At 39.0% G+C, this 20552-nt stretch carries 18 protein-coding genes; all 18 read right to left on the reverse strand.

The genetic code is table 11. The features are described from left to right. Positions 1-23: 23 nt before the first annotated feature. The 18 genes from QFZ87_RS01970 to pth all read right to left on the reverse strand — a co-directional run bounded on the left by QFZ87_RS01970 (position 24) and on the right by pth (position 20374). Positions 24-791, reverse strand: coding sequence for a type III pantothenate kinase (locus QFZ87_RS01970; RefSeq protein WP_309867583.1), 768 nt, complete (start codon positions 789-791; stop codon positions 24-26). Between the two features lie 114 nt (positions 792-905). Further along, positions 906-2855 carry an ATP-dependent zinc metalloprotease FtsH gene (gene ftsH, locus QFZ87_RS01975; protein ID WP_309857059.1) on the reverse strand — a complete coding sequence of 650 codons (1950 nt, stop codon included), beginning with the start codon at positions 2853-2855 and terminating at the stop codon, positions 906-908. Between the two features lie 138 nt (positions 2856-2993). After that, a complete protein-coding gene (hpt, locus tag QFZ87_RS01980; RefSeq protein WP_309857061.1) occupies positions 2994-3542 on the reverse strand; it encodes a hypoxanthine phosphoribosyltransferase in 549 nt (182 codons plus the stop codon). Positions 3543-3565: 23 nt separating this feature from the next. After that, on the reverse strand, positions 3566-4954 hold the full coding sequence (gene tilS / locus QFZ87_RS01985) for a tRNA lysidine(34) synthetase TilS (protein ID WP_309857063.1): 1389 nt from the start codon (positions 4952-4954) through the stop codon (positions 3566-3568). A gap of 155 nt (positions 4955-5109) precedes the next feature. Then, positions 5110-6120, reverse strand: coding sequence for a serine/threonine protein kinase (locus QFZ87_RS01990; protein WP_309857065.1), 1011 nt, complete (start codon positions 6118-6120; stop codon positions 5110-5112). Next, positions 6089-6826 carry a VWA domain-containing protein gene (locus QFZ87_RS01995; RefSeq protein WP_309857067.1) on the reverse strand — a complete coding sequence of 246 codons (738 nt, stop codon included), beginning with the start codon at positions 6824-6826 and terminating at the stop codon, positions 6089-6091. The genes QFZ87_RS01990 and QFZ87_RS01995 overlap by 32 nt, the downstream gene beginning before the upstream one ends. A gap of 142 nt (positions 6827-6968) precedes the next feature. Then, entirely contained in the window at positions 6969-9437 is a 2469-nt protein-coding gene (gene spoIIE / locus QFZ87_RS02000; RefSeq protein ID WP_309857069.1) for a stage II sporulation protein E, read from the reverse strand. 217 nt (positions 9438-9654) lie between these two features. Continuing rightward, complete coding sequence (locus tag QFZ87_RS02005; RefSeq protein ID WP_308081611.1) at positions 9655-10080, reverse strand: S1 domain-containing RNA-binding protein; 426 nt, start codon at positions 10078-10080, stop codon at positions 9655-9657. A 94-nt stretch (positions 10081-10174) separates the two neighbouring features. Continuing rightward, the gene (locus tag QFZ87_RS02010; protein WP_309857072.1) at positions 10175-10558 is read right to left on the reverse strand and encodes an FtsB family cell division protein; all 384 of its coding nucleotides are present in this window, start codon (positions 10556-10558) and stop codon (positions 10175-10177) included. 13 nt (positions 10559-10571) lie between these two features. Beyond that, the gene (gene yabQ / locus QFZ87_RS02015; protein ID WP_309857076.1) at positions 10572-11204 is read right to left on the reverse strand and encodes a spore cortex biosynthesis protein YabQ; all 633 of its coding nucleotides are present in this window, start codon (positions 11202-11204) and stop codon (positions 10572-10574) included. Next, entirely contained in the window at positions 11201-11503 is a 303-nt protein-coding gene (gene yabP / locus QFZ87_RS02020) for a sporulation protein YabP (RefSeq protein WP_309867585.1), read from the reverse strand. The genes yabQ and yabP overlap by 4 nt, the downstream gene beginning before the upstream one ends. A 76-nt stretch (positions 11504-11579) precedes the next feature. After that, positions 11580-11852, reverse strand: coding sequence for an RNA-binding S4 domain-containing protein (locus QFZ87_RS02025; protein WP_308081614.1), 273 nt, complete (start codon positions 11850-11852; stop codon positions 11580-11582). A gap of 17 nt (positions 11853-11869) precedes the next feature. Next, a complete protein-coding gene (yabN, locus tag QFZ87_RS02030; RefSeq protein WP_309857078.1) occupies positions 11870-13336 on the reverse strand; it encodes a bifunctional methyltransferase/pyrophosphohydrolase YabN in 1467 nt (488 codons plus the stop codon). Beyond that, the gene (locus tag QFZ87_RS02035) at positions 13320-14981 is read right to left on the reverse strand and encodes a putative polysaccharide biosynthesis protein (protein ID WP_309857081.1); all 1662 of its coding nucleotides are present in this window, start codon (positions 14979-14981) and stop codon (positions 13320-13322) included. Before QFZ87_RS02035 ends, yabN begins: the two co-directional genes overlap by 17 nt. Positions 14982-15081: 100 nt before the next feature. Next, positions 15082-15618: a stage V sporulation protein T gene (spoVT, locus tag QFZ87_RS02040; protein ID WP_308084279.1), complete on the reverse strand. Its 537-nt coding sequence runs from the start codon at positions 15616-15618 to the stop codon at positions 15082-15084. A gap of 157 nt (positions 15619-15775) precedes the next feature. Then, entirely contained in the window at positions 15776-19312 is a 3537-nt protein-coding gene (gene mfd, locus QFZ87_RS02045; protein ID WP_309857083.1) for a transcription-repair coupling factor, read from the reverse strand. Between the two features lie 129 nt (positions 19313-19441). Then, positions 19442-19672 carry an anti-sigma-F factor Fin gene (gene fin, locus QFZ87_RS02050; protein ID WP_308081618.1) on the reverse strand — a complete coding sequence of 77 codons (231 nt, stop codon included), beginning with the start codon at positions 19670-19672 and terminating at the stop codon, positions 19442-19444. A gap of 141 nt (positions 19673-19813) precedes the next feature. Further along, positions 19814-20374, reverse strand: a complete 561-nt coding sequence (gene pth, locus QFZ87_RS02055; RefSeq protein ID WP_309867588.1) for an aminoacyl-tRNA hydrolase — start codon at positions 20372-20374, stop codon at positions 19814-19816. Positions 20375-20552: the final 178 nt, after the last annotated feature.

The raw sequence follows: 20552 nt of genomic DNA on the forward strand, positions 1-20552 counted from the left end.
CTTCTACGCTGCTAAACCTTAGGTTATCCCATATTACGCTTATAGATAAGCTGCAACCCTTTTAAAGTTAAAAATGGATCGACTATATCAATAATTGTGGATTCTTGGGCAATTAAATTGGCAAGACCGCCTGTGGCAATCACTGTTGCCCTCTTACCACCTTGTTCCATCATCCTCTTAACGATGCCTTCTACTTGTCCTACATATCCATAAACAATACCCGCTTGCATCGCTGCTACTGTATTTTTGCCGATAACACCTTCAGGTCGAGCGATTTCTATTCGAGGCAACTTGGCAGCCCTTGAGTATAACGCTTCTGTAGAAATGCCCACCCCAGGAGCTATAGCCCCGCCCATATATTGACGCTCTTCATTTACATAACAATAGGTAGTAGCTGTACCGAAATCAACAATAATGAGCGGACTTCCATATTCATGAATCGCTGCCACCGCATTTACAATACGGTCTGCACCCACTTCTCTTGGGTTTTCATATTTAATATTCAGTCCCGTCTTAATTCCAGGTCCCACTACTAGCGGCTTTATATGGAAATACTTTTGACACATTCTTTCTAGTGCAAACATGATTGGTGGTACGACAGAAGAAATAATGATACCGTCAATATCGGTAAAAGATAGACCAGAATGATCAAACAATGCTTTTATATTCATACCAAATTCGTCTTCTGTACGATTTCGGTTTGTCTCTATCCGCCAATGATATTTAAGTTCATCCCCATGATATACACCTAATACGATATTTGTATTTCCTACATCTAATACGAAAATCAAATCTATCACTCACTTTACCGATTTTTCTTTACTTTTCATTACTCGGAAACATCATACCATAAATAATATATGAAGAAAAAAAAAGAGTGCTTCAGAGAAGCACTCTTTCTAAGTTTACTTATAATCAATGTCATCTGGAGGAGTATCTAAAAAGGATTTTTCTTCTTTAGGTGCCTCTTCCTTTTTCGTGCTGATGTTTACCTTCACATCATTCTTCGGTCCAATCTTCACAGCATCTAAGTGAAGAGAAGGATCTGGCATATGACCATGTTCAACCAAGTATTTGATTTGTTCAGCAACAAGCGTTTCCACTTCAAGTAGAGTCTTAGCAATTAAATCAAGCTTATCGCGATTCTCAGTAAGAATCTTTCTAGCTCTTTCATAACACTCTTTAATAATTCTTTGGATTTCAAGGTCGATTTCGTAAGCAATCGCATCCGAGTAATTTTGCTCATTATGGATGTCACGGCCTAAGAATACTTGACCCCCTTGACCTTGGCCAAACTGAAGTGGTCCAAGTTTATCACTCATACCGTATTCAGTTACCATTTTACGAGCAATACCTGTCGCACGTTGGAAGTCATTGTGCGCACCCGTACTTACTTCTCCAAAAACGATTTCCTCAGCGACACGTCCACCTAATAGACCAACAATTTTATCAAGTAATTCCGGTTTAGTCATAAAGTAACGGTCTTCTCTTGGAAGCATGACAGCATATCCACCAGCTTGCCCACGTGGTACGATTGTAACCTTGTGAACCATATCAGCTTCATCAAGTACTAACCCAATAACCGTATGACCACCTTCGTGGAAAGCAACAATATTACGTTCTTTTTCCGAAATAACCCTGCTCTTCTTAGCCGGGCCAGCAATCACTCGGTCGGTTGCTTCATCAATATCTTCCATGTCGATTTTCTTCTTACTGCTACGGGCTGCAACAAGGGCTGCCTCATTCAATAAGTTTTCTAAATCGGCACCTGAAAACCCAGGTGTACGCATGGCAATATTCTTTAAGTTAACTGATTCATCTAATGGCTTATTACGAGCATGTACTTTAAGTACAGCCTCACGACCCACTACATCTGGACGGTCAACGGTAATTTGACGGTCAAAACGTCCTGGACGTAATAATGCAGGGTCAAGGATATCTGCACGGTTGGTTGCTGCTACAATGATTATTCCTTCATTTGCACCGAAACCATCCATTTCAACTAAAAGTTGATTCAAAGTTTGTTCACGTTCGTCATGCCCACCGCCAAGTCCGGCTCCACGCTGACGTCCAACAGCATCTATTTCATCAATGAAAATGATACATGGTGCATTTTTCTTAGCATTTTCAAATAAGTCACGCACACGGGAAGCTCCAACCCCAACAAACATTTCAACGAAATCAGAACCACTTATTGAAAAGAAAGGAACTCCTGCTTCACCAGCAGTTGCTCTTGCTAACAATGTTTTACCTGTTCCTGGAGGTCCTACTAAAAGAACACCTTTTGGAATTCTGGCGCCAAGCTCAGCGAATTTGCGAGGGTCTTTTAGGAACTCAACCACCTCAACTAATTCTGCCTTTTCTTCGTCTGCACCAGCTACATCTCTAAAACGAACCTTTTTCTTATCATCATTATAAAGCTTAGCCTTACTTTTCCCGAAGTTCATTACTCGGCTTCCGCCGCCTTGAGCTTGGTTTAATAAGAAGAAGAATAAAATAAAGATAATCACGAACGGAATAATGGAAGTAAAGAAGGTAACCCAGCCGCTAGTTTCTTTAGCCGGCATCACTTCTACATCTTTCCCTGACTTATCTATCCGATCAAGAATCTTCTCACTGTTTGGTACGTAAGTGATAAACTTCTTACTTGCTTTATCCTCGCCCCGAACTTCAAATACACCCCGTTCAGGCTGCATGGAGAAAGATTTCACTTCCCCGTTTTCGAGCTTTTGAACAAACTTATCATACGTTAAACGAGTCGTAGTCTCATTGCTTCCGTTAAAGAAGCTTACTACACCAATAATGACTAAAAATATCAATAAATAAAAGATGGTATTACGGAAAATCCGATTCATCTCTTACCTCCTCCCGAGGGTAAAAACTATATTAAATAGTATCATAGAAAATCTTACTAATTCAAGGAATTACTCTCAATTCTATAGGGTGTTGAAAGCCCACCGTTGAAGGAATTATGATTCCATTTCCAATGAAATTTATTGATTATTGCTATATACTTCCGGTTTCAAAACCCCAATATATGGAAGATTGCGGTATTTCTCAATATAATCCAATCCATATCCAACAACAAACTCGTCTGGAACAATAAATCCTACATAGTCTGCTTGGATGGAACTTTTTCTGCCTGTAGGCTTATCAAGCAGAGTAACAATTTTGATTGATTTTGCTTTTCTGTAGCGGAATAAGTCTACTAAGTAGCTGAGAGTTAAACCACTGTCAATGATATCCTCAATAATTAATATGTCTCTGCCTTCTACAGAAGTATCTAAATCCTTAAGGATTTTTACTTCACCTGAAGAAACAAAGGCGCTACCATAACTTGAAACATCCATAAAATCCATTTCTAGATAACAGTCCATCCGCTTTAGTAAATCAGCCATAAAAGGCATTGCTCCTTTTAGAACACCAATTGCTAGCGGAAAACGGTCCTTATATTCTTCAGTTAACTGTGTAGCCAACTCTTTAATTTTTTCTTGAATTTCTTCTTCTGAAACTAACACCTTTTCAATATCCTGATTCATCATAAAATGTGCCCCCTAGAAGATCGTTACTTATTGTATGTGAGTAGTATATATTGCTTAGCGTTGTAATCTATACCTTCTAATGAAGATTTTTTTAGACCTGGAAGCCAGAGAATACAATCTTCACTATCGGTTATTACAGGCCATGTATCCCTATCCTGTACAGGAACCTTTTGATCAATAAAAATATCCTTTATTTTTTTTGATCCGTGCATTCCCTTTAATGTCATTCGATCACCATTCTTCCTTGTTCGGATGACAAGCGGCCATTTGATCCCATCCACATAAAACAAGGCTGTGTTTGGATGATGTAATTCAGGATTTTCCCCGTCTAAATAATCGAATCGAATACTCCCGCCATTTGGGAGCTTAACCATTCCTGGTTCCTCGATTTCAATCCGATAAGGCTTAGCCTCAGGTGATTGAAATTGAAACGACAATTGCTGGTAGGAACGAATAACTTTTAAACCATTTGGGAAATCAAGTTTACCTGAAGGCTCACGGTGATGAATAATTGAAAATACTTGGTCGATATGTACGGCAGAAAGAGAAGCAGGCTTATCTTTGTAAAGATAGTTTAATATTAGTTGAATACCTCTCCTTTGTAAAGGTAAAGGCATCTCAAGAAATGTTTTTATGTCAATAGTAATTTTGCCCTTTTCTCTTTTTGTCATTACGGAATTCATCTGTTTTTTTGTTAAATCCAAAAGGAAGACTTCATCACCTTGTAATTCTTCGCTAAAACGTTGGAAATGCTCATGAACATGATTGTTTTCCTCCTTTAAAAAAGGAAGAACCTGTTTGCGAAATCGATTTCTACTATAGATACTTTTCAAGTTACTAGGGTCTAACCTCGGTTTTAATGCATGTTTTTTACAATAAGACTCAATTTCATCCTTTGTCACAGAGAGGAACGGACGAAAAATAAATCCTTTTCCAAACGTGCGTGTAAATGGAATCCCGGCTCTTGCCATTCCAGTGCTGCCTCTAGTTAAGCGCATGAGAATGGTCTCAATCTGATCATCCCCGTGATGACCCAGGGCCAAATAGTGGAAATCATACTTCTCCATTATTTCTGAGTAAAATTGATATCGCACTTCTCTTGCTGCTACTTGAGAACTCTTTCCTGTAGCCTCCATTATTTTCGTTACATCAATCTGTCTCATTTCAAATGGAATAGCGTACTCTTGACAGAAATCTTTTACAAACATGGCGTCCTCAAAGGACTCCTCCCCACGGAACATATGGTCCACATGGGCGACAACGATGGAAAGATTTTTCCTGTCTTTTTGAGAATGCAGATAGTGAAGTAGTGCCAGGGAATCAGGACCACCTGAAACTCCAACAACAATCTGTTTGTTATCTAATTGAAACGAGTGGCGATTAAGATAATCCTCAATCTTTGTTTCCAACATAGTATGGCACTCTTTCCTTACAACAAAGTATTTGCAAAAAAAATTTAAGAATACCAATAGCTTACCACTAACCATAAATAACTATCAAAACTTTGGCATTATAAATGTAGGATTACCTTCTTAATACGAATGTAACTAAAAAAGGTTTCAACTATTTATAGTAATTTATCGAAGGTGTACCAAGCATAGAAAGCACCTAAAAGGACAGCGATGATTAAAAATTCAAGCCATCCGCTTTTTTTCTTCTTTTTTCGGTAAGTCTGCCTAGTTAATGGTTTTTGATTCTTTGCCAATCCCCCTTTTATCAGGTTTGAGGAAGTTGGAGTAGACATGGATGATTTTAAAGGAGGAGTAACTGTTTTTTTATCAGTCATACGCCCTAAAAGATCCGCACGCATCTCTTTTGCACTACTGTATTGTCCTTGAAGGGCACGCAGGATAATTTTTTCATATCTTGTTAACTCCGGCTTTTGTCGGATCGCATCCTTTAACTGCTGTATTCCTCCAGTTGTTTTATTAAAACGTTTTGGATAAGCGGTATTAATCATAATCATAGCCACGGCAAACAAATCATAAGAAGGTTCGGCTTTCCTTGATCCTAACCCCCAGTAGCCTCGGTCATAAAACTCCGTAAATTCCTTAATGGCTCTTCCCTGAATGGTGGTACCTCCCACATCGATACACCTTATTTTCGGAGGCGGGCCAGTAACGATTAAATTTTCTGGTTTTAAATCGCCAAATACCCATCCGTTTTCATGAAGCGTGTCTAAATCCTTAAGCAGCTGAATAAATAATATCGTTGACCAAGACTTGCCCTTTTCTCGAATGAAAGTTAGCAAATCCGGACCTTGGATATATTCCATGACATAAAAGGAAATTCGTGCGCGAGGACTCTGCCAATCATCGACATCAAGTAAAGAAGGCCCGAGGGTTGATCCCTGGACCTTTGCAAAGGATTTTAATACATTTACCTCAGAGGTAATCGACATACCGTTATCACTCATTTTTAAAGCTACTTGAGTGTTTTTATGTTTCGCAAGGTAGACGACCCCATTTGCTCCAAATCCTAGCTCTTTTATAATTGTATAGTTATTTGAATGCCATTTCCCTGAAATGACTGTCCCGGGGCTTACCTTACATTGATTCTTCAAAGTATGATTCATCATCACGTGAAAGCATGCTCCTTAAAGATTGTTTTTGATTAAACGCTGAAATAGCCGTCCGCAATGCCGGTCCCGTCGGTGTAATTCCTCCTGTCGAAAGTTGGGAGAAAACACTTGTCAAAGATTGCATCTTTGGTGTCCAATCGAGCAATTTTTCGACATCATTCTTTTTCCCGGGAAATACATAAACAGAAAACTGATTTTCTCCTGAGCGGGCATTTAAGCTTAGAGAGAGGTCAAAAAGTGCCTCTTTTACCATTGGCAGTTTATGTTTCATGCTGGCGCTTGTATCGACAAGAATCAACACATCTAATTCGACAGTTTCTCCTAATTCATCCACAACCTCCATCACTTCGCCTCGTTTTTCCGGAGGCAGGTCTTCCATTGTTTGTGAGCGGCCCAGGATTTGCTTTAATTGACTGTTCACTACTCCTTGAATGGTTTGATTCATGGCTTTACGAGTAACCATTTGGACGGTTTGAGAAAGAGCTTGTGCATAGACTATTTGGCTGACTCCTCCACCTGATAGCGCGATTCCCTCAATTTCTGTCATACCTTTTTCATCAATAATATCCTGTTCAACAACACCAATGACATTTACCGTAATGCCTTGTTCTTTCGCAAGAGCAGCCATAGCGATTGGATCTTCACCTTGATTAGAGCACCCATCTGTTATTAATAGGATCTGGCGGATTTTCCCTGTGTACATAACCTTCTCCCTCCATAAACGTATTGGTACCATTTTCGACGGGTTCAGGGTGATTTATACATAGTTTCCTAGGAAGTGGGTAAAATAATCGGTTTAAAGTGTATAGGCATACACACAGGGTTTAATATTTTTTAAACATTTCCTATGCATTTCTTTTGTAGACTGGGATTGATGCCCATTTTGGTGTGTTATGTTTTATTTTTGCGACTGTAACTGTCATATCGTCTTCGATTAGCCCAGACCTTGACCGAATAACTTCCTCCATGATTAAGTCAGCAACTTCTTGCGGGTCATCTGTCTGTAATTCTTGTACTTTTCTTTTCATCCATAAATCATAATTCTCTACATGCTTTGGCCCTTCAAACACTCCGTCACTCATCATAATTAGTAAGTCTCCGGCTTTAAGCTGTTCACTGACCACATCCACATCAAACTCTTGAATAATTCCCATTGGCAAATTGCTTGCCTGAATTTTTATGATCTTATTTCCCCTCTTAATAAAGCTTGGTGTAGATCCAATCTTCAAGAACTTAGCCGAGGCATTTTTAAGGTCAATCATCGCTAAATCCAAGGTTGAAAATATTTCATCCGTTGTTCGAAGGGAAAGAATTGAATTCACCGATTTAATCGCTACCTTTTCTTCAATTCCAGATTGGAGAATTTTTTGTAGTAACTGCAGTGTTTCTTTACTCTCATAATGAGCCCTTTCGCCATTTCCCATTCCATCACTGATGGCAATAGCAAACTTACCTAAACCTAATTCAATCGTTGAATAGCTGTCCCCTGATACCAACCCGCCATCCTTAGCAGCATGAGCCACTCCTGTTTCAACCGTATAGGCTTTTGATGAACGAAACGTTACGTGACAGAATCCACTCGGATAGGATGCACATTCCTCCTTATTCACTACAATTGTCTCCCCAAGAATATCGGATAACATCGGTGCTATTAACTTTTCACACTCACCATGACCATTACAAAATGGGACAGACATCTCAATATCTACATTCCCTTGTTCAAGGCTGTAGATTTCTACTTGTTCAATGTGGATACCGAAGTCCTGGAGTGCTTCCATAATTAGCTCTTCCTGCTTATGATGATTTTCCCTTTCCCTCTGGATTTCTTTTGCAAAGTTCTCCATTACTTCAGACACACCTAACAATTGGTCGGCAACCAGCTTACGACTTTCCTGGACTTGTTTCTTTAATCTTTGATTAGCTTGAAAGAAAGTTAATTCCTGACCAATTGTTTCGAATACTTTTTTCGAACGTGTGCAATGCTTGTCCCACTCTCTTGATAATCTTGGAGAGACATTCCCATCATTTTGATCCATTTCATGAATAATCTCTTCCATGTAAGCATAGGTTGTATTAAAATTCTTCGCCCAGCATTGTTCCTTCTTAAAACAAGTTTGACAGGTTCTTTCTGTTACATTGCTCATAAAGTAATCCATTTCCCTGTCATTTTCATTATCATCAGGCTGAACTTCCATTTGAGAAAAGCTCTTTGATAAGGCATGAAATACACTGGAAAATTGCGACACCCTTTGTGCCGTTACGTCCCGCATTTTCCTCATATATTTCTGCTGTTCAGCTGTATATTCTGGCGTACCAGGAATATACTTGGCTAATCTAGAAGTGAAAACTTGTGGTGTTATGAGGAATAAGAAAATAGCCGCCGTCGATTCTAATACCGTTAAAAGGATGGATCCTCCTCCCTCCCCATACATGCCAATTAAAAGAGTGGCAATCAGTAGCCCTGCGGATACACCTATTTTTTTCCCTTCTTTTAACAGGCCGCCCAACACACCTGAAAAAGCAAGCAAGCTCATATGATAGAAGCTTGATACACTTGCAAGGCTAAAAATCAAGCCTGTTACGACACCAACCGTCGAGCCAACCGTGGCCCCGGCAATAAAGGAAAATACTAATACCAAATATCTCGACATAATATGCTCAATCGACAAATCATACACCTTCCAGCCAATTGTTCCCGTCATAATGGAAGCCAGCATAATGATTAAGCACACAATTTCTTCAGTTTTTAATAATTGTCTACGTTTATTTAAGGTTAATAGAGGAATGCTTTGTAAAAAAATGAGTGTCAAAATAAATGAAAGACTAGCTTGTACACCTACCATCATTAAGTCATACACCGTTAGTTGTTTAGTTAAGATGAATGCTTCTGCTAGTTTCCCTAACCCTAAAATAATCCCGACAAAGAAGGGTATGGCTTTCATTTCGTTTGTCAGCCATTTTCGGCTGATTCGAAAAACAGCCAGAAAGAGAATGGTGACTATAAAGGTAAAAGCGGCATTCGCTAACGAAATGGTAGCTGCCCCTACAGTCAGTCCGATAAGGGCAAGCGGTGCCCGATCCCTTTTAATTAAGTACACAGAAGCAAAGAAGGGAAGACAGAATGGGGTTAACTTCGCCAATATTAAAGCTCGGCCGAGTAAAAAGCCGACGATTAGTAAGAGGAAACCCTTTTTTATAAAAAAGGACTCGAGCATGAATTGAACTTTCTTCAGTCCCCTCCCTACATCCCATTTTGACGAATGAAGGTTGACTTCTCTGATTGGTTCTATGAAACTTGCATTTGTCTTTTCCATAAATCACACTCCCTATTCTTTCATCGTTCAGATAATTATAAAATTAATAGGGTTAGAAGTTTGTCAAAATAGTGAATGAATGAAAATAATCGTTCGACGGTATTTCCTATATTAAAGCAAAATACAGCATAAACAAAAAAGACAAGTCGTTTGACTTGTCTTTGATTTATCATTATCGGCGTTATTACCTGATCGATTATATAAATAAGCAGCTAAGTTAGCCCCGTTTAGCTCCTCTTCCTCCACGCTTGGATTCCGTGTGCCGTTTTAAGGAAGTTAAACGATCCTCACTCTCTTTTAAGAACTTCGCCATTTTCGTTTCAAAATTCTCAGGTCTAGCATTATTCCGATCATTTGCTCTACCCTGACGAGGACGTTGTGATTGGGATCTTTGTTGCGGCTCTGGTCTATCTTTTGCTTTTTTTATAGATAGGCCAATTTTTCCGTCTTTCTCAACATTAAGAACTTTTACCTCAACTTGGTCGCCTACTTTTAGATGATCGTTAATATCTTTCACATAATTATCAGCAACCTCACTGATGTGTACAAGTCCTGTTGAGCCTTCTGGCAGCTCCACAAATGCACCGAACTTTGTAATCCCTGTTACCTTTCCTTGTAACTTGCTGCCTACTTCAATTGACATAAAAAGAATGTTCCTCCTTAAAAATATAAAAAATCAATCTTACTCTATATTATACAAAAAGGAAAAAATCAGTGTCAATAAGTCACCAGATTGGCTAATTTTCTTTCTTATCTTCAGGAATATTAAATAAGATTTCATTTTTTTCAGAGAAAAAAAATTCTTTTCTAGCGTACTTTGCAATGTACTCATCATCATTTAATTTGACGATATTCTCTTTCAGAATATCCTCCTGTTTTTTCAAATCCGCAAGCTGTTTGTCTAGCTTCTTCTTTTGTACTATTTTCGCTTCGAGTTTAGCGGTTTGGGAAATAGTACTGGAAATCATGAAGTATGATAGTAAACTGGCAAGAACGATAAACATCGCTAGTCGTCTGATCAACAGTTTTCTTTTCCTCGCTGAGGCAATTTCTGCATATTCTTGCTGTTGCACATAGGTTGACTGGATTCTTGATACATTTCGTTTCGGTTCCGCTCCCATTTCCCGTCCCTCCTTACTCTTTTCTTTTCTTCCACTTATTTATGAATGTATTAATATAATTCTTGATTCCCTTAAAATTTCCTGCCGTTTTATTATATAACTTCTCGACGCTTTTTTTAATACCTTTCGGCAAAAGTTTCCAAAAAAGTAATAAAATTTTTTGTACTGGAAAGATAATGATTTTAAGAATAAATAATACAACTTTAAAAATAAATTTGACAAGGGTGAAAATGCCCCTGCCAAACGCAATAATAATGGCAATAACTAGCTGAATCAGGCCCAGGACAGGTTTATAGATGAGTAGTCTGAAGGTTTTTTTCAAAAAGTTAATAGTTGCAATAACCGTCTGAATAACTACTTCCAGTAACTTTAAATAGATCCCTTTAAACAAGCTTTGATAGGCAGCAAATCCACATAGAAGTGCGATAAAGATATAAAAACGCAATTCTCCATCATTCACCATAAATAACGTATAAAAAATGAGCAATGCCTGGATAATCCAAAATAATAAATCATTAATAAAAACAATCCATTGCTTCCTTTTCGGCCGATTCAAAAACCGCTGATACGTATCAAACATGGCGCCAAACACAGACCCCATTCCAATCATCGAAAGCATGGTTATAAATTGTGTAGAAAGAGTCATCGAAACAACTTGCTAAAGAACCCTTTAGCCTTCTCCCCATGCTGTTCGTCCAGGTAGACTAAATCAAAAATTTTCCCTTTAATTGAAACAATGCCCTTCTCGACATCAAGATTCTTCATTTGCAGGTTTTGCCCTTTAATAGCTAAAAAACCCATCGATGTTTCTAACAGGAATTCCTCATTATCAAAGCTTTCTACTTGTTTAACACCTGTAATATCAAGGAGTTTTCTCCCTCTCATAACGACATCATGATCAGGAACACTACTCTTCGATGGATTGGTTTCATAATATTGACTCATCATTCATCCCTCACAATCATTTGTACAACCCTTTGTACATTTCTATGTGACGAATGAATGAATTAGAACATTTGAATTAGAAGCTCTCCGTAGAACCCAGTCTCTCTTCTTTTATAATCGTATACATCTCCGCTGCGTCTTCTTTCCGCGTTGTATCTTGGATTCGATCGATTCGGGCGGTAACTACACGCTGTCCAAGACGAATCGTTAATTCGTCACCTACTTTTACAGTTGAGCTTGCTTTTGCTTCCTTCCCATTAATCTCAATTCTACCTTGATCAGATACTTCTTTTGCTAAAGTCCTTCTCTTAATTAATCGAGATACTTTTAAAAATTTATCTAAACGCATAAGTAAATCCTCCTCAGTTATAATCCTTTTTCTTTTGCATCGTCCCAATACTTATCGAGCTGTTCAAGCGTATGCTTCTCAAAATCTCTGCCGCTCTCCTTCACCCTCTCTTCAACGTATTGAAAACGGCGAATAAACTTTTCGTTTGTTTCAAAAAGTGCTTCTTCCGGGTGTATGTTTAAAAATCGAGCGACGTTAACAAAGGCAAACAATAGATCTCCAAATTCTTTTTTTGCCAGCTGTAATCCTTCATCTGTTCCATTTAATTCATCGATAAATTCATCTAGCTCTTCTTTCACTTTCTCTAAAGCAGGTGTGATTTCCTGCCAATCAAACCCCACCTTTGCCGCTTTCTTTTGTAATTCATAGGCTCTTAATAAATTCGGCTGGGACTTTGAAACTCCCTCCAATAAGGAAGCTGGGACCTTCCCCTTTTCCTGTTTCTTGATTTCCTGCCAATTTTGAACTACTTCCTCTGCACTTTCAGCTTTCCCGTTCCCGAACACATGAGGATGGCGGCGAATCATTTTAGCTGAGAGCCCCTCAATCACGTCATCAACTGAGAAATATCCATCATCCTCACCAATCTGGGCATGAAGCATTACCTGCAGCAAGACATCGCCTAGTTCTTCAATTAAATGATCAATGTCACCACTATCAATGGCCTCAATGACTTCATAGGTTTCTTCTATTAAATATCTTTTTAATGATTCATGTGTTTGTTTCTTGTCCCAAGGGCAGCCATCTGGTCCTCTTAAAATAGCAATAATTTCTCTTAGCTTAGAGAAATTCTTATAGAGAATCTCTTCTTCCACGACAGGTGGTACATAGACGGAAGTGAGGTTATTGATAGATACATTTCGGTCAAGCTCATAGAGTGGTACTTTTTCAATAACCTCCTGTTTACTGCCTGCTGCTGTAACAATAAACACCTCGTAATCATCCGGCAGTTTTTCCATTAAAGTTAATTTTACATTAGAAGCAATAAATTGGTCGTACACCTGGCTGATAAAAATGTGCTGCTCTAATTGCAGTTGACCCACATGTAATGCATTTCCATCAAGCAATTGAAATCCTTCAACTGGATCGATTTTTAAGGAAGCAAACAAGGCATCAATAAAACTCTGACCACCGCCAATACTTATTTCAACCTGGTTCTTCGGTCCATATTGTAAAAGAAGCTGAACCGTCCGTTCGGCAACAAGCGGATGCCCGGGCACAGCATAGACAACCGTCTCATGTTCCGCTTTTTGTAATAACGTCTGCACAATCTCCTCATATACCGCTTCAAACTGATCGTGTTTTTCATAGACCGAATCAAAGGAGGAGTACGTCATTCCTTCTTTTTCTAACTCCTGCACAACGGGATGCTCTTTGGTCCTTAAAAATAAATGACTTGAACCCAATAATTTTTTATATACTCCCATCGGAAGCTGTTCTAAATCTCCTGCTCCCAATCCAAGTACTTCAATTCTTTTCGCCATGTTTGTCTCTATCCCTTCGCGCTAAAAAATGTATTAACCTACTACCCAATGGAAATAACGTCAGTTCTTGCTCAAGGAATACCCCACCTCTAAGGATGATGACCAAAAAGATAATCCCTCCAAAAAAGACTGCACTTAGGGACTGCATGGCTGCTCCTATCCTCTCTAGGTGAAAATCATCCATAAATATATCTGTACCCCATATGTATCCTTTTAAAAATACAACCATAGCTGTTGTTGCCCATAGGACAGTCGCTAAAGAGCGAAATGAGGCAAGGCGAGCTGAGAACATTTTCTTTAGTTTTAATAAAAGTACTCCTGTAACAATAGCCAAGGTAATAATGGTAGAAATGGCCGCTCCCTTGGTGCCACACCAGGGAACTAGCAACATGTTTAAGCCATATTTAATGGGAAACGAGACGGTTACGGCTATTGCCGGGAACACCAGCCTGCCTAGCCCCTGCATGATGGCAATAATGGTTAATATAATCGATGTAAAAAGAATAACAAATCCTAATATACCCAATTCGGTGGAACCAAGGTCATTTTCAAACAACATGATGTTTGTTGGTCTAATAATGGCCCATAGTCCCGCTGAGGCACCGAGGCCAATAACAATACTGACCTTTAACGCCAGTTGGACTTTATCCGTTAAATTGCTTTGTTTTTCTGACAATCTCTCACGGGTAATAAGCGGAACAAGGGTTAAGGACAACGAGGTCGCTGCAACTGTTCCTAATTGAATGAGTGGCTGACCACGGTCAAATATACCCTTCAAGCTTTTGGCCATATCTTTTTCCATTCCATTTATCGTTAATAAGGAATATAAGTTCAATGAGTCCGCTAATTGAATGAAGATCAGCAGCATGCCGCTTAAACAAATCATTAAGCCCTGAAAAGTGAGTGCTTTGAAAATTTCCTTTATTTCAACAGCAAAGGTTCGAAACATCCCTCTTGATGGAGCGATCCATTTCCATTCTTTACGAATCCATAGAAACATAAACAGAATAATGCTAGAAACCATGCTTCCCGTAATAGAGCCAAACATTGCCCCACCGCCAACAAGGTAAAGCGAGTATCCTTTCTGCATAAACAGATAGGACAGCAAGAGAATCGTCAACACCCGAATGGTTTGTTCTCCCACTTGTGACAGTGCAGTCGGAATCATATCACCAATTCCTTGATAGTATCCTCTTAGTAATGAGACAAAAGGGAAGGTTAGATAAACAATAGAAACTACCCTTAATAATACGGTTAAATGCGGATCGTTCATCCAAAGAGCTATAATATCTGCTCCAAAATAAAGAATCAGGAAACAAATAAAACCGAATAGTTGTAAATATATAAATGAGGTAAAAAGAAGAAGTCGAGACTTATCAACGTTCCCTTTTTCTCTCTGCTCTGCGTATAGCTTAGATATGACAACCGGGAAGCCTGTTGTTGATAGGACGATAGCAATCCCGTAGATTGGATAGACTTGTTGATATATGTAAAAGCCAATATCTCCGACAATGTTTTGAAAAGGAATACGGTAAAAAGCACTGAGGATTTTTACCACTAGTGCTGCAATGGTTAGAATGAACGCTCCTCTAAACAATGCCTTTGATTGATTGGCAGACTTCGTTGAATACATTGCTTCACCCACTAATAATAAACTCCAAAGTATTATAGCATATGAAGGCCTGATATTAGATTAAATAAAAAAGACAGCTAGTCGCTGCCTTTTTTATTTGAAAAGATTCATGTTATGATTCCATTTGTCTAGCTAGGAATCCTGCAGCTGTTTCAACTGCTTTTTGTTCTACTTCGCCAAGGGTACCTTCTCTAGAGAAGATAATGACGGCTCCAATTGGATCTCCATTAGCAATAATTGGTCCAATGGTATAGGAAGCGACGGCTTCATCATTTCCATCAGAGAGTGCAATGTCACCCTGCTGCGTATGTAGAACTGAATTCCGTTCTTCCATCGTCTTTTCTACTAAATCACTTATATTCTTATTTAAATACTCTTTTTTAGACCCGCCAGCGACAGCAATATACGTATCTCTATCACAAATTAAAATGGGATTACCGAGGCTATCAAATAGGGCTTCTGCATATTCTTTGGCAAAATCGCTTAACTCGCTGATTGGTGAATATTTTTTTAAAATGACTTCCCCGTCACGATCCACAAAAATCTCTAAGGGGTCCCCTTCACGGATACGCAAAGTTCTGCGTATTTCTTTGGGAATAACAACACGACCCAAATCATCGATTCGACGAACTATTCCAGTTGCTTTCATCCAATGTTGCCTCACTTTCATCTGATGATTATTCAACTTGGCAATGATAATCTTCCTTTTATTGAAATCATCACCAACTTTGAACTTAGTATCTTTCATCTGGAAAGTTCTATACACATTAGACATATAATTTTCACATTTTCACATATACAGGAAATTAGTTCACAGGATTTTCTTGTGCTCTTTTAGCCTTTGGGATTCCTTTTACCATCTCACCAACGATATGAAGCCATTGATGTGTCTGATACTCTTTTGTTTTTATCATTATTTTTAACCTAGGTCCCTCCATGCCAGGGGTCACATTTCGTCCAAACTGACTGCCGATATGGAAAATTTTGCTTCCGTCAATACTTTGGGTAACTTGCTCATTTATAAGGATCGTTACCTCTTGTTTCGCTTGTTTAATTTGTTCCACTCCATTTAAAAGTGCATAAACCTTTATTTCGGCAACTTGGAAAAGGAAAGCTACTTCTTCTGGATATTCTCCAAAGCGGTCAATGATTTCTGCTTGTAGTTCTTCAATCTCTTCAAGCGAATCGGCACCCCTAAACCGTTTATACATCTCGATCTTCTGGTGTCCGTCCTTAATATAAGTATCCGGAATATACGCATCAATCTCGAGGTCAATTTCAACCGACTTTTTCACTTCTGCCCCCAGATCTCCCTTGCGTTCTTCAATCGCTTCTTTAAGCATTTGTGAATAGAGGTCAAAACCAACCGAATCAATAAAGCCATGCTGTTGGGAACCTAATAGATTACCCGCTCCCCGAATGGACAAATCTCTCATGGCAATCTTAAAACCAGAGCCTAATTCGGTAAATTCCTTAATGGCCTGTAATCGTTTTTCAGCTACTTCCGTTAAAACCTTATCTTTTCGGTAAGTGAAATAAGCATAAGCGACACGGTTTGACCTTCCTACTCGACCTCGAAGCTGATAAAGCTGAGAAAGCCCCATTCGATCGGCGTCAAAGACAATTAAGGTATTTACATTCGGAATATCTACCCCAGTTTCTATGATGGTTGTACTGACAAGCACATCAAATTCGCCCGCGAGAAAACTGAGCATAACAGACTCCAACTCATTTTCCGTCATTTGCCCATGAGCGTAGGTGACACGTGCATCCGGGACAAGCATCGATATTTCTTCTGCTTTACGTTCGATGTCTTCTACTCTGTTATATAAGAAGAATACTTGTCCGTCCCTCGCAAGCTCCCGCTCGATTGCCTCCCGTACTAATGAACCATTATATTCCATTACATACGTTTGCACCGGAAAACGATTTTCAGGCGGCGTTTCAATAACCGATAGGTCCCGTACCCCAAGCATTGACATATGAAGTGTTCTTGGGATTGGAGTGGCTGTTAAGGTTAATACATCTACATTAGTTTTTAACTTTTTAATCTTTTCCTTATGTGTCACTCCGAACCGTTGTTCTTCATCAATAATTAAAAGTCCTAAATCACGATAGACAATATCCTTTGAGAGCAACCGGTGGGTACCCACTACAATATCAACTGTTCCAGCTTTTAAGCCTTTAAGCGTTTCTGTTTGTTGTTTTTTGGAGCGGAATCGACTTAACAGTCCGATATTGATTGGATAGTCTTGAAACCTCTCTCGTAGGGTTTCATGATGCTGCTGCGCCAAAATCGTTGTTGGCACAAGAAACGCGACCTGCTTTCCATCCGCTATTGCCTTAAAGGCTGCACGAATAGCCACTTCTGTTTTTCCATATCCAACATCACCGCAAAGCAGGCGATCCATTGGACGCGCTCGTTCCATATCCTTTTTAATCTCTTGGATGGAACGAAGCTGATCATCCGTTTCCTGATAGGCAAAAGAAGTCTCAAATTCCCTCTGCATATCTCCATCCGGTGAAAAAGCATAGCCGACTGCTGCCTCGCGTTCTGCATATAGCTTGATTAAATCATCGGCAATATCTTGGACGGATGATTCAACCTTTTTCTTCACCTTTTTCCAATCGGTTCCGCCCAGTTTATAGACCTTAGGCTCTTTGCCTTCTGACCCTACGTATTTTTGGACAAGATCAATTTGTTCTACAGGCACATACAGTTTATCTGTCCCCTGGTATCGAATGTGGAGGTAATCTTTATGGATTCCGTTGATTACCAGTGTTTCAATGCCTAAGTATTTTCCAATCCCGTGATTGACGTGGACCACATAATCGCCAATTTTAAGCTCTGAGTAACTTTTAATTCGTTCCGCATTCGATAGTTTTTGGCGGCTGACAGACTTCTTCACCCGTTTATTGAATAATTCTTCTTCGGTGATGACGGCAATTTTTTGAATGGAAAGCTCAAACCCGGAATGGAGGTTTCCTTTCATAATTTGCACTTTACCTGGTAAAAGCTGCTGGTTTCCCTTAACAATGCTGCCCTCAATTTCATAATCCTCTAGGACGCGCTCTAATTTTTTTACCCGTTCATCATCTGGGCCTAAAAAAAGAATAGAATAATTGCCCTTCTTCCATCGATCAATTTCCGCCTTTAATAAATGCATTTGTCCGTGGAAGTTTTGCATCTGTTTACATGAAACATTAATAATATTTTGCGGGCTGGTATTAGCCACATGCCGTAAAAATAAGGACATATAAACGATAGGAAATTCCTTTTTTTGCAACATGGCCTGCAAGTCATGAGAAATGTGGAGGTCATGGATGATCTGACCTTCTGCAAGCAACCCGGTATACCATTCCGCTTCCTCTTTTACCAATGAATCATTCATCTCTTGGACTCGGCTTATTTCATCAATAAACACAAGACCATTGGTTGGAAGATAGTCTAGTAAACTAGCAGGCTTTTCGTAGGCTAATGATAGGTACTTATACACCTGGTCCGGCTTTTGTCTATTTTTTAATAATTCTAATTCATAGCTAATATTTTGCGAAAGCTGAATTTTTGCCTTATCATCTTTTAATTTCCTAAGACTTTTTGCTAACCCAGTCTCTAATTGATTGACCATCCGGCTATAATTCTCATCTTCTAACAGAATTTCAGTGGCAGGTCCAATCATAATTTTTTTTACTTTTTCCTTTGAACGCTGATCTTCAAGAGAAAAATAGCGAATGGAATCAATTTCCGTATCGAATAATTCAATTCGCAGCGGGTTGGCTTCTGTAAGAGGATAGATATCGATAATTCCGCCCCTTACACTAAATTCGCCTGGCGTTGTGACCATTTCAGCACGAATGTATCCCATTTGGACAAAGGTATTTAAAAGATAATCTATATCGATGTCTTCCCCTAATTTTAGCGAGAGCTGATATTGTTTCCACTGTGACTTAGGAGGAACGACTTTTTTCAGACCGGCTATCGGGACAATTAAAATCCCTTTATTATTTTTGCTCCAATGGTTTAATGCCTCTATTCTTTGGGCCTTCAATTCCGGACTCGCAATACTTAGCTCGGCGGCAATTAATTCATTGGCTGGAAAAAGAAATACTTCCTTGTCACTTAGTAGATTAACAATATCATCATAGAGTTTTTGTGCTTGTAATAGATTATGGGTTACAAGCATAATTGGCTTCTGCATTTGTTCGTAAATTGAAGCGGTTAATACTGTTCTTGAGGAACCTGATAAGCCTGCAACCAGTTGTTCCCTTAATCCTTCTTCCACACCGGCAATCACCGAGTGGACATCTTCTTGTTTAAGGAACAGTGACTTTAAACCATCCAAGGTTTCTCCTCCCTTCCAACATATATACTAATGACCCAAAATGGGTTCTTACATTCAAATTTAAATATAATTAACATTTTAATAGTAGAAAATTAAAAATAGAAAAATGCTTTGGATATGATTCCAAAGCTAGTGAATAAGGAAATCGTATTGGTGGTAATCTGGATTCCGTTCTAAAGCTTCCTGGCAGTCTTCACAAATAGCCGAGATGTGAATATCGCCGGATGAGTCATACGCAACCATTTCCTGTCTTTCCTGTTCTGTCAGTTTATGAAGACCAAGGGTTTCGCTGTGTATCGATGCTTTTTCAATAGAACCAAGCTTTGTACCACAATGACGACAATGATAATGAATGGCCACGCCTGTCCCTCCCTAATCTATGATTCCTTAGTAGTATGTACCTGTTGGGAGGAACTTATTCAATTAGATGAACGGACAAGAGATTTGCTTCCATTTCTGTCTTTTTCAATCATATGAAAATATGGCTTGTTACATGAACAATTATTGATTATATTCATTCATTACTTGTAAAAATGGTTTCTCCAACCAAGTTTCACATGCAGCTGCACTCTTTTTAACGGCTTCTTGGGTTAATGGTCTCTCCTCACTACGAAAGTGTCCTAAAACATAATCTGGCACGCTCATTCCTGGAGTAGGACGGTCAATACCTATTCTGATTCGATTAAATTGCTGTGTACCAAGATGTGCCACTGTTGATTTAATACCATTATGTCCACCAGGGCTTCCTTTTTGACGGAGCCTAACTTTTCCGACTGGAAGATCAAGATCATCATAAATAACTAATAAATCTTCCAAATCTATTTGGTAATAATCCATAACAGCTCGAATGGATTCACCTGATAAATTCATATATGTAAGTGGTTTTAGTAATAATACTTTTTCCCCTTTATATACACCCATTCCGTACAGCCCTTTGAATTTAGACTGTGTGAGCGGGATGGAAAATTGCTTCGATAGTTCATCAATTACCTCAAAGCCAATATTATGTCTCGTTTGATCATATTGTTTTCCTGGGTTACCTAAACCAACGATACATTTCATCTTACCCACCTCTTCCGGTTCAGCCAACCTTTTAAATAGTTTTCGAAACATGGTTTTCTCCCATTGTTCATTTATTTATGCGGCAAAAGACGTAACCACAGGTTGGTTACGTCTTTTACTCTTAAATTAAAAAAAGTCTAAGTGTTTTACTTGTCCAGCTCCAGCGCCTAGCCCCTCG

It is taken from the genome of Bacillus sp. SLBN-46 (assembly GCF_031453555.1).
Taxonomy (GTDB): Bacteria; Bacillota; Bacilli; order Bacillales; family Cytobacillaceae; genus Neobacillus.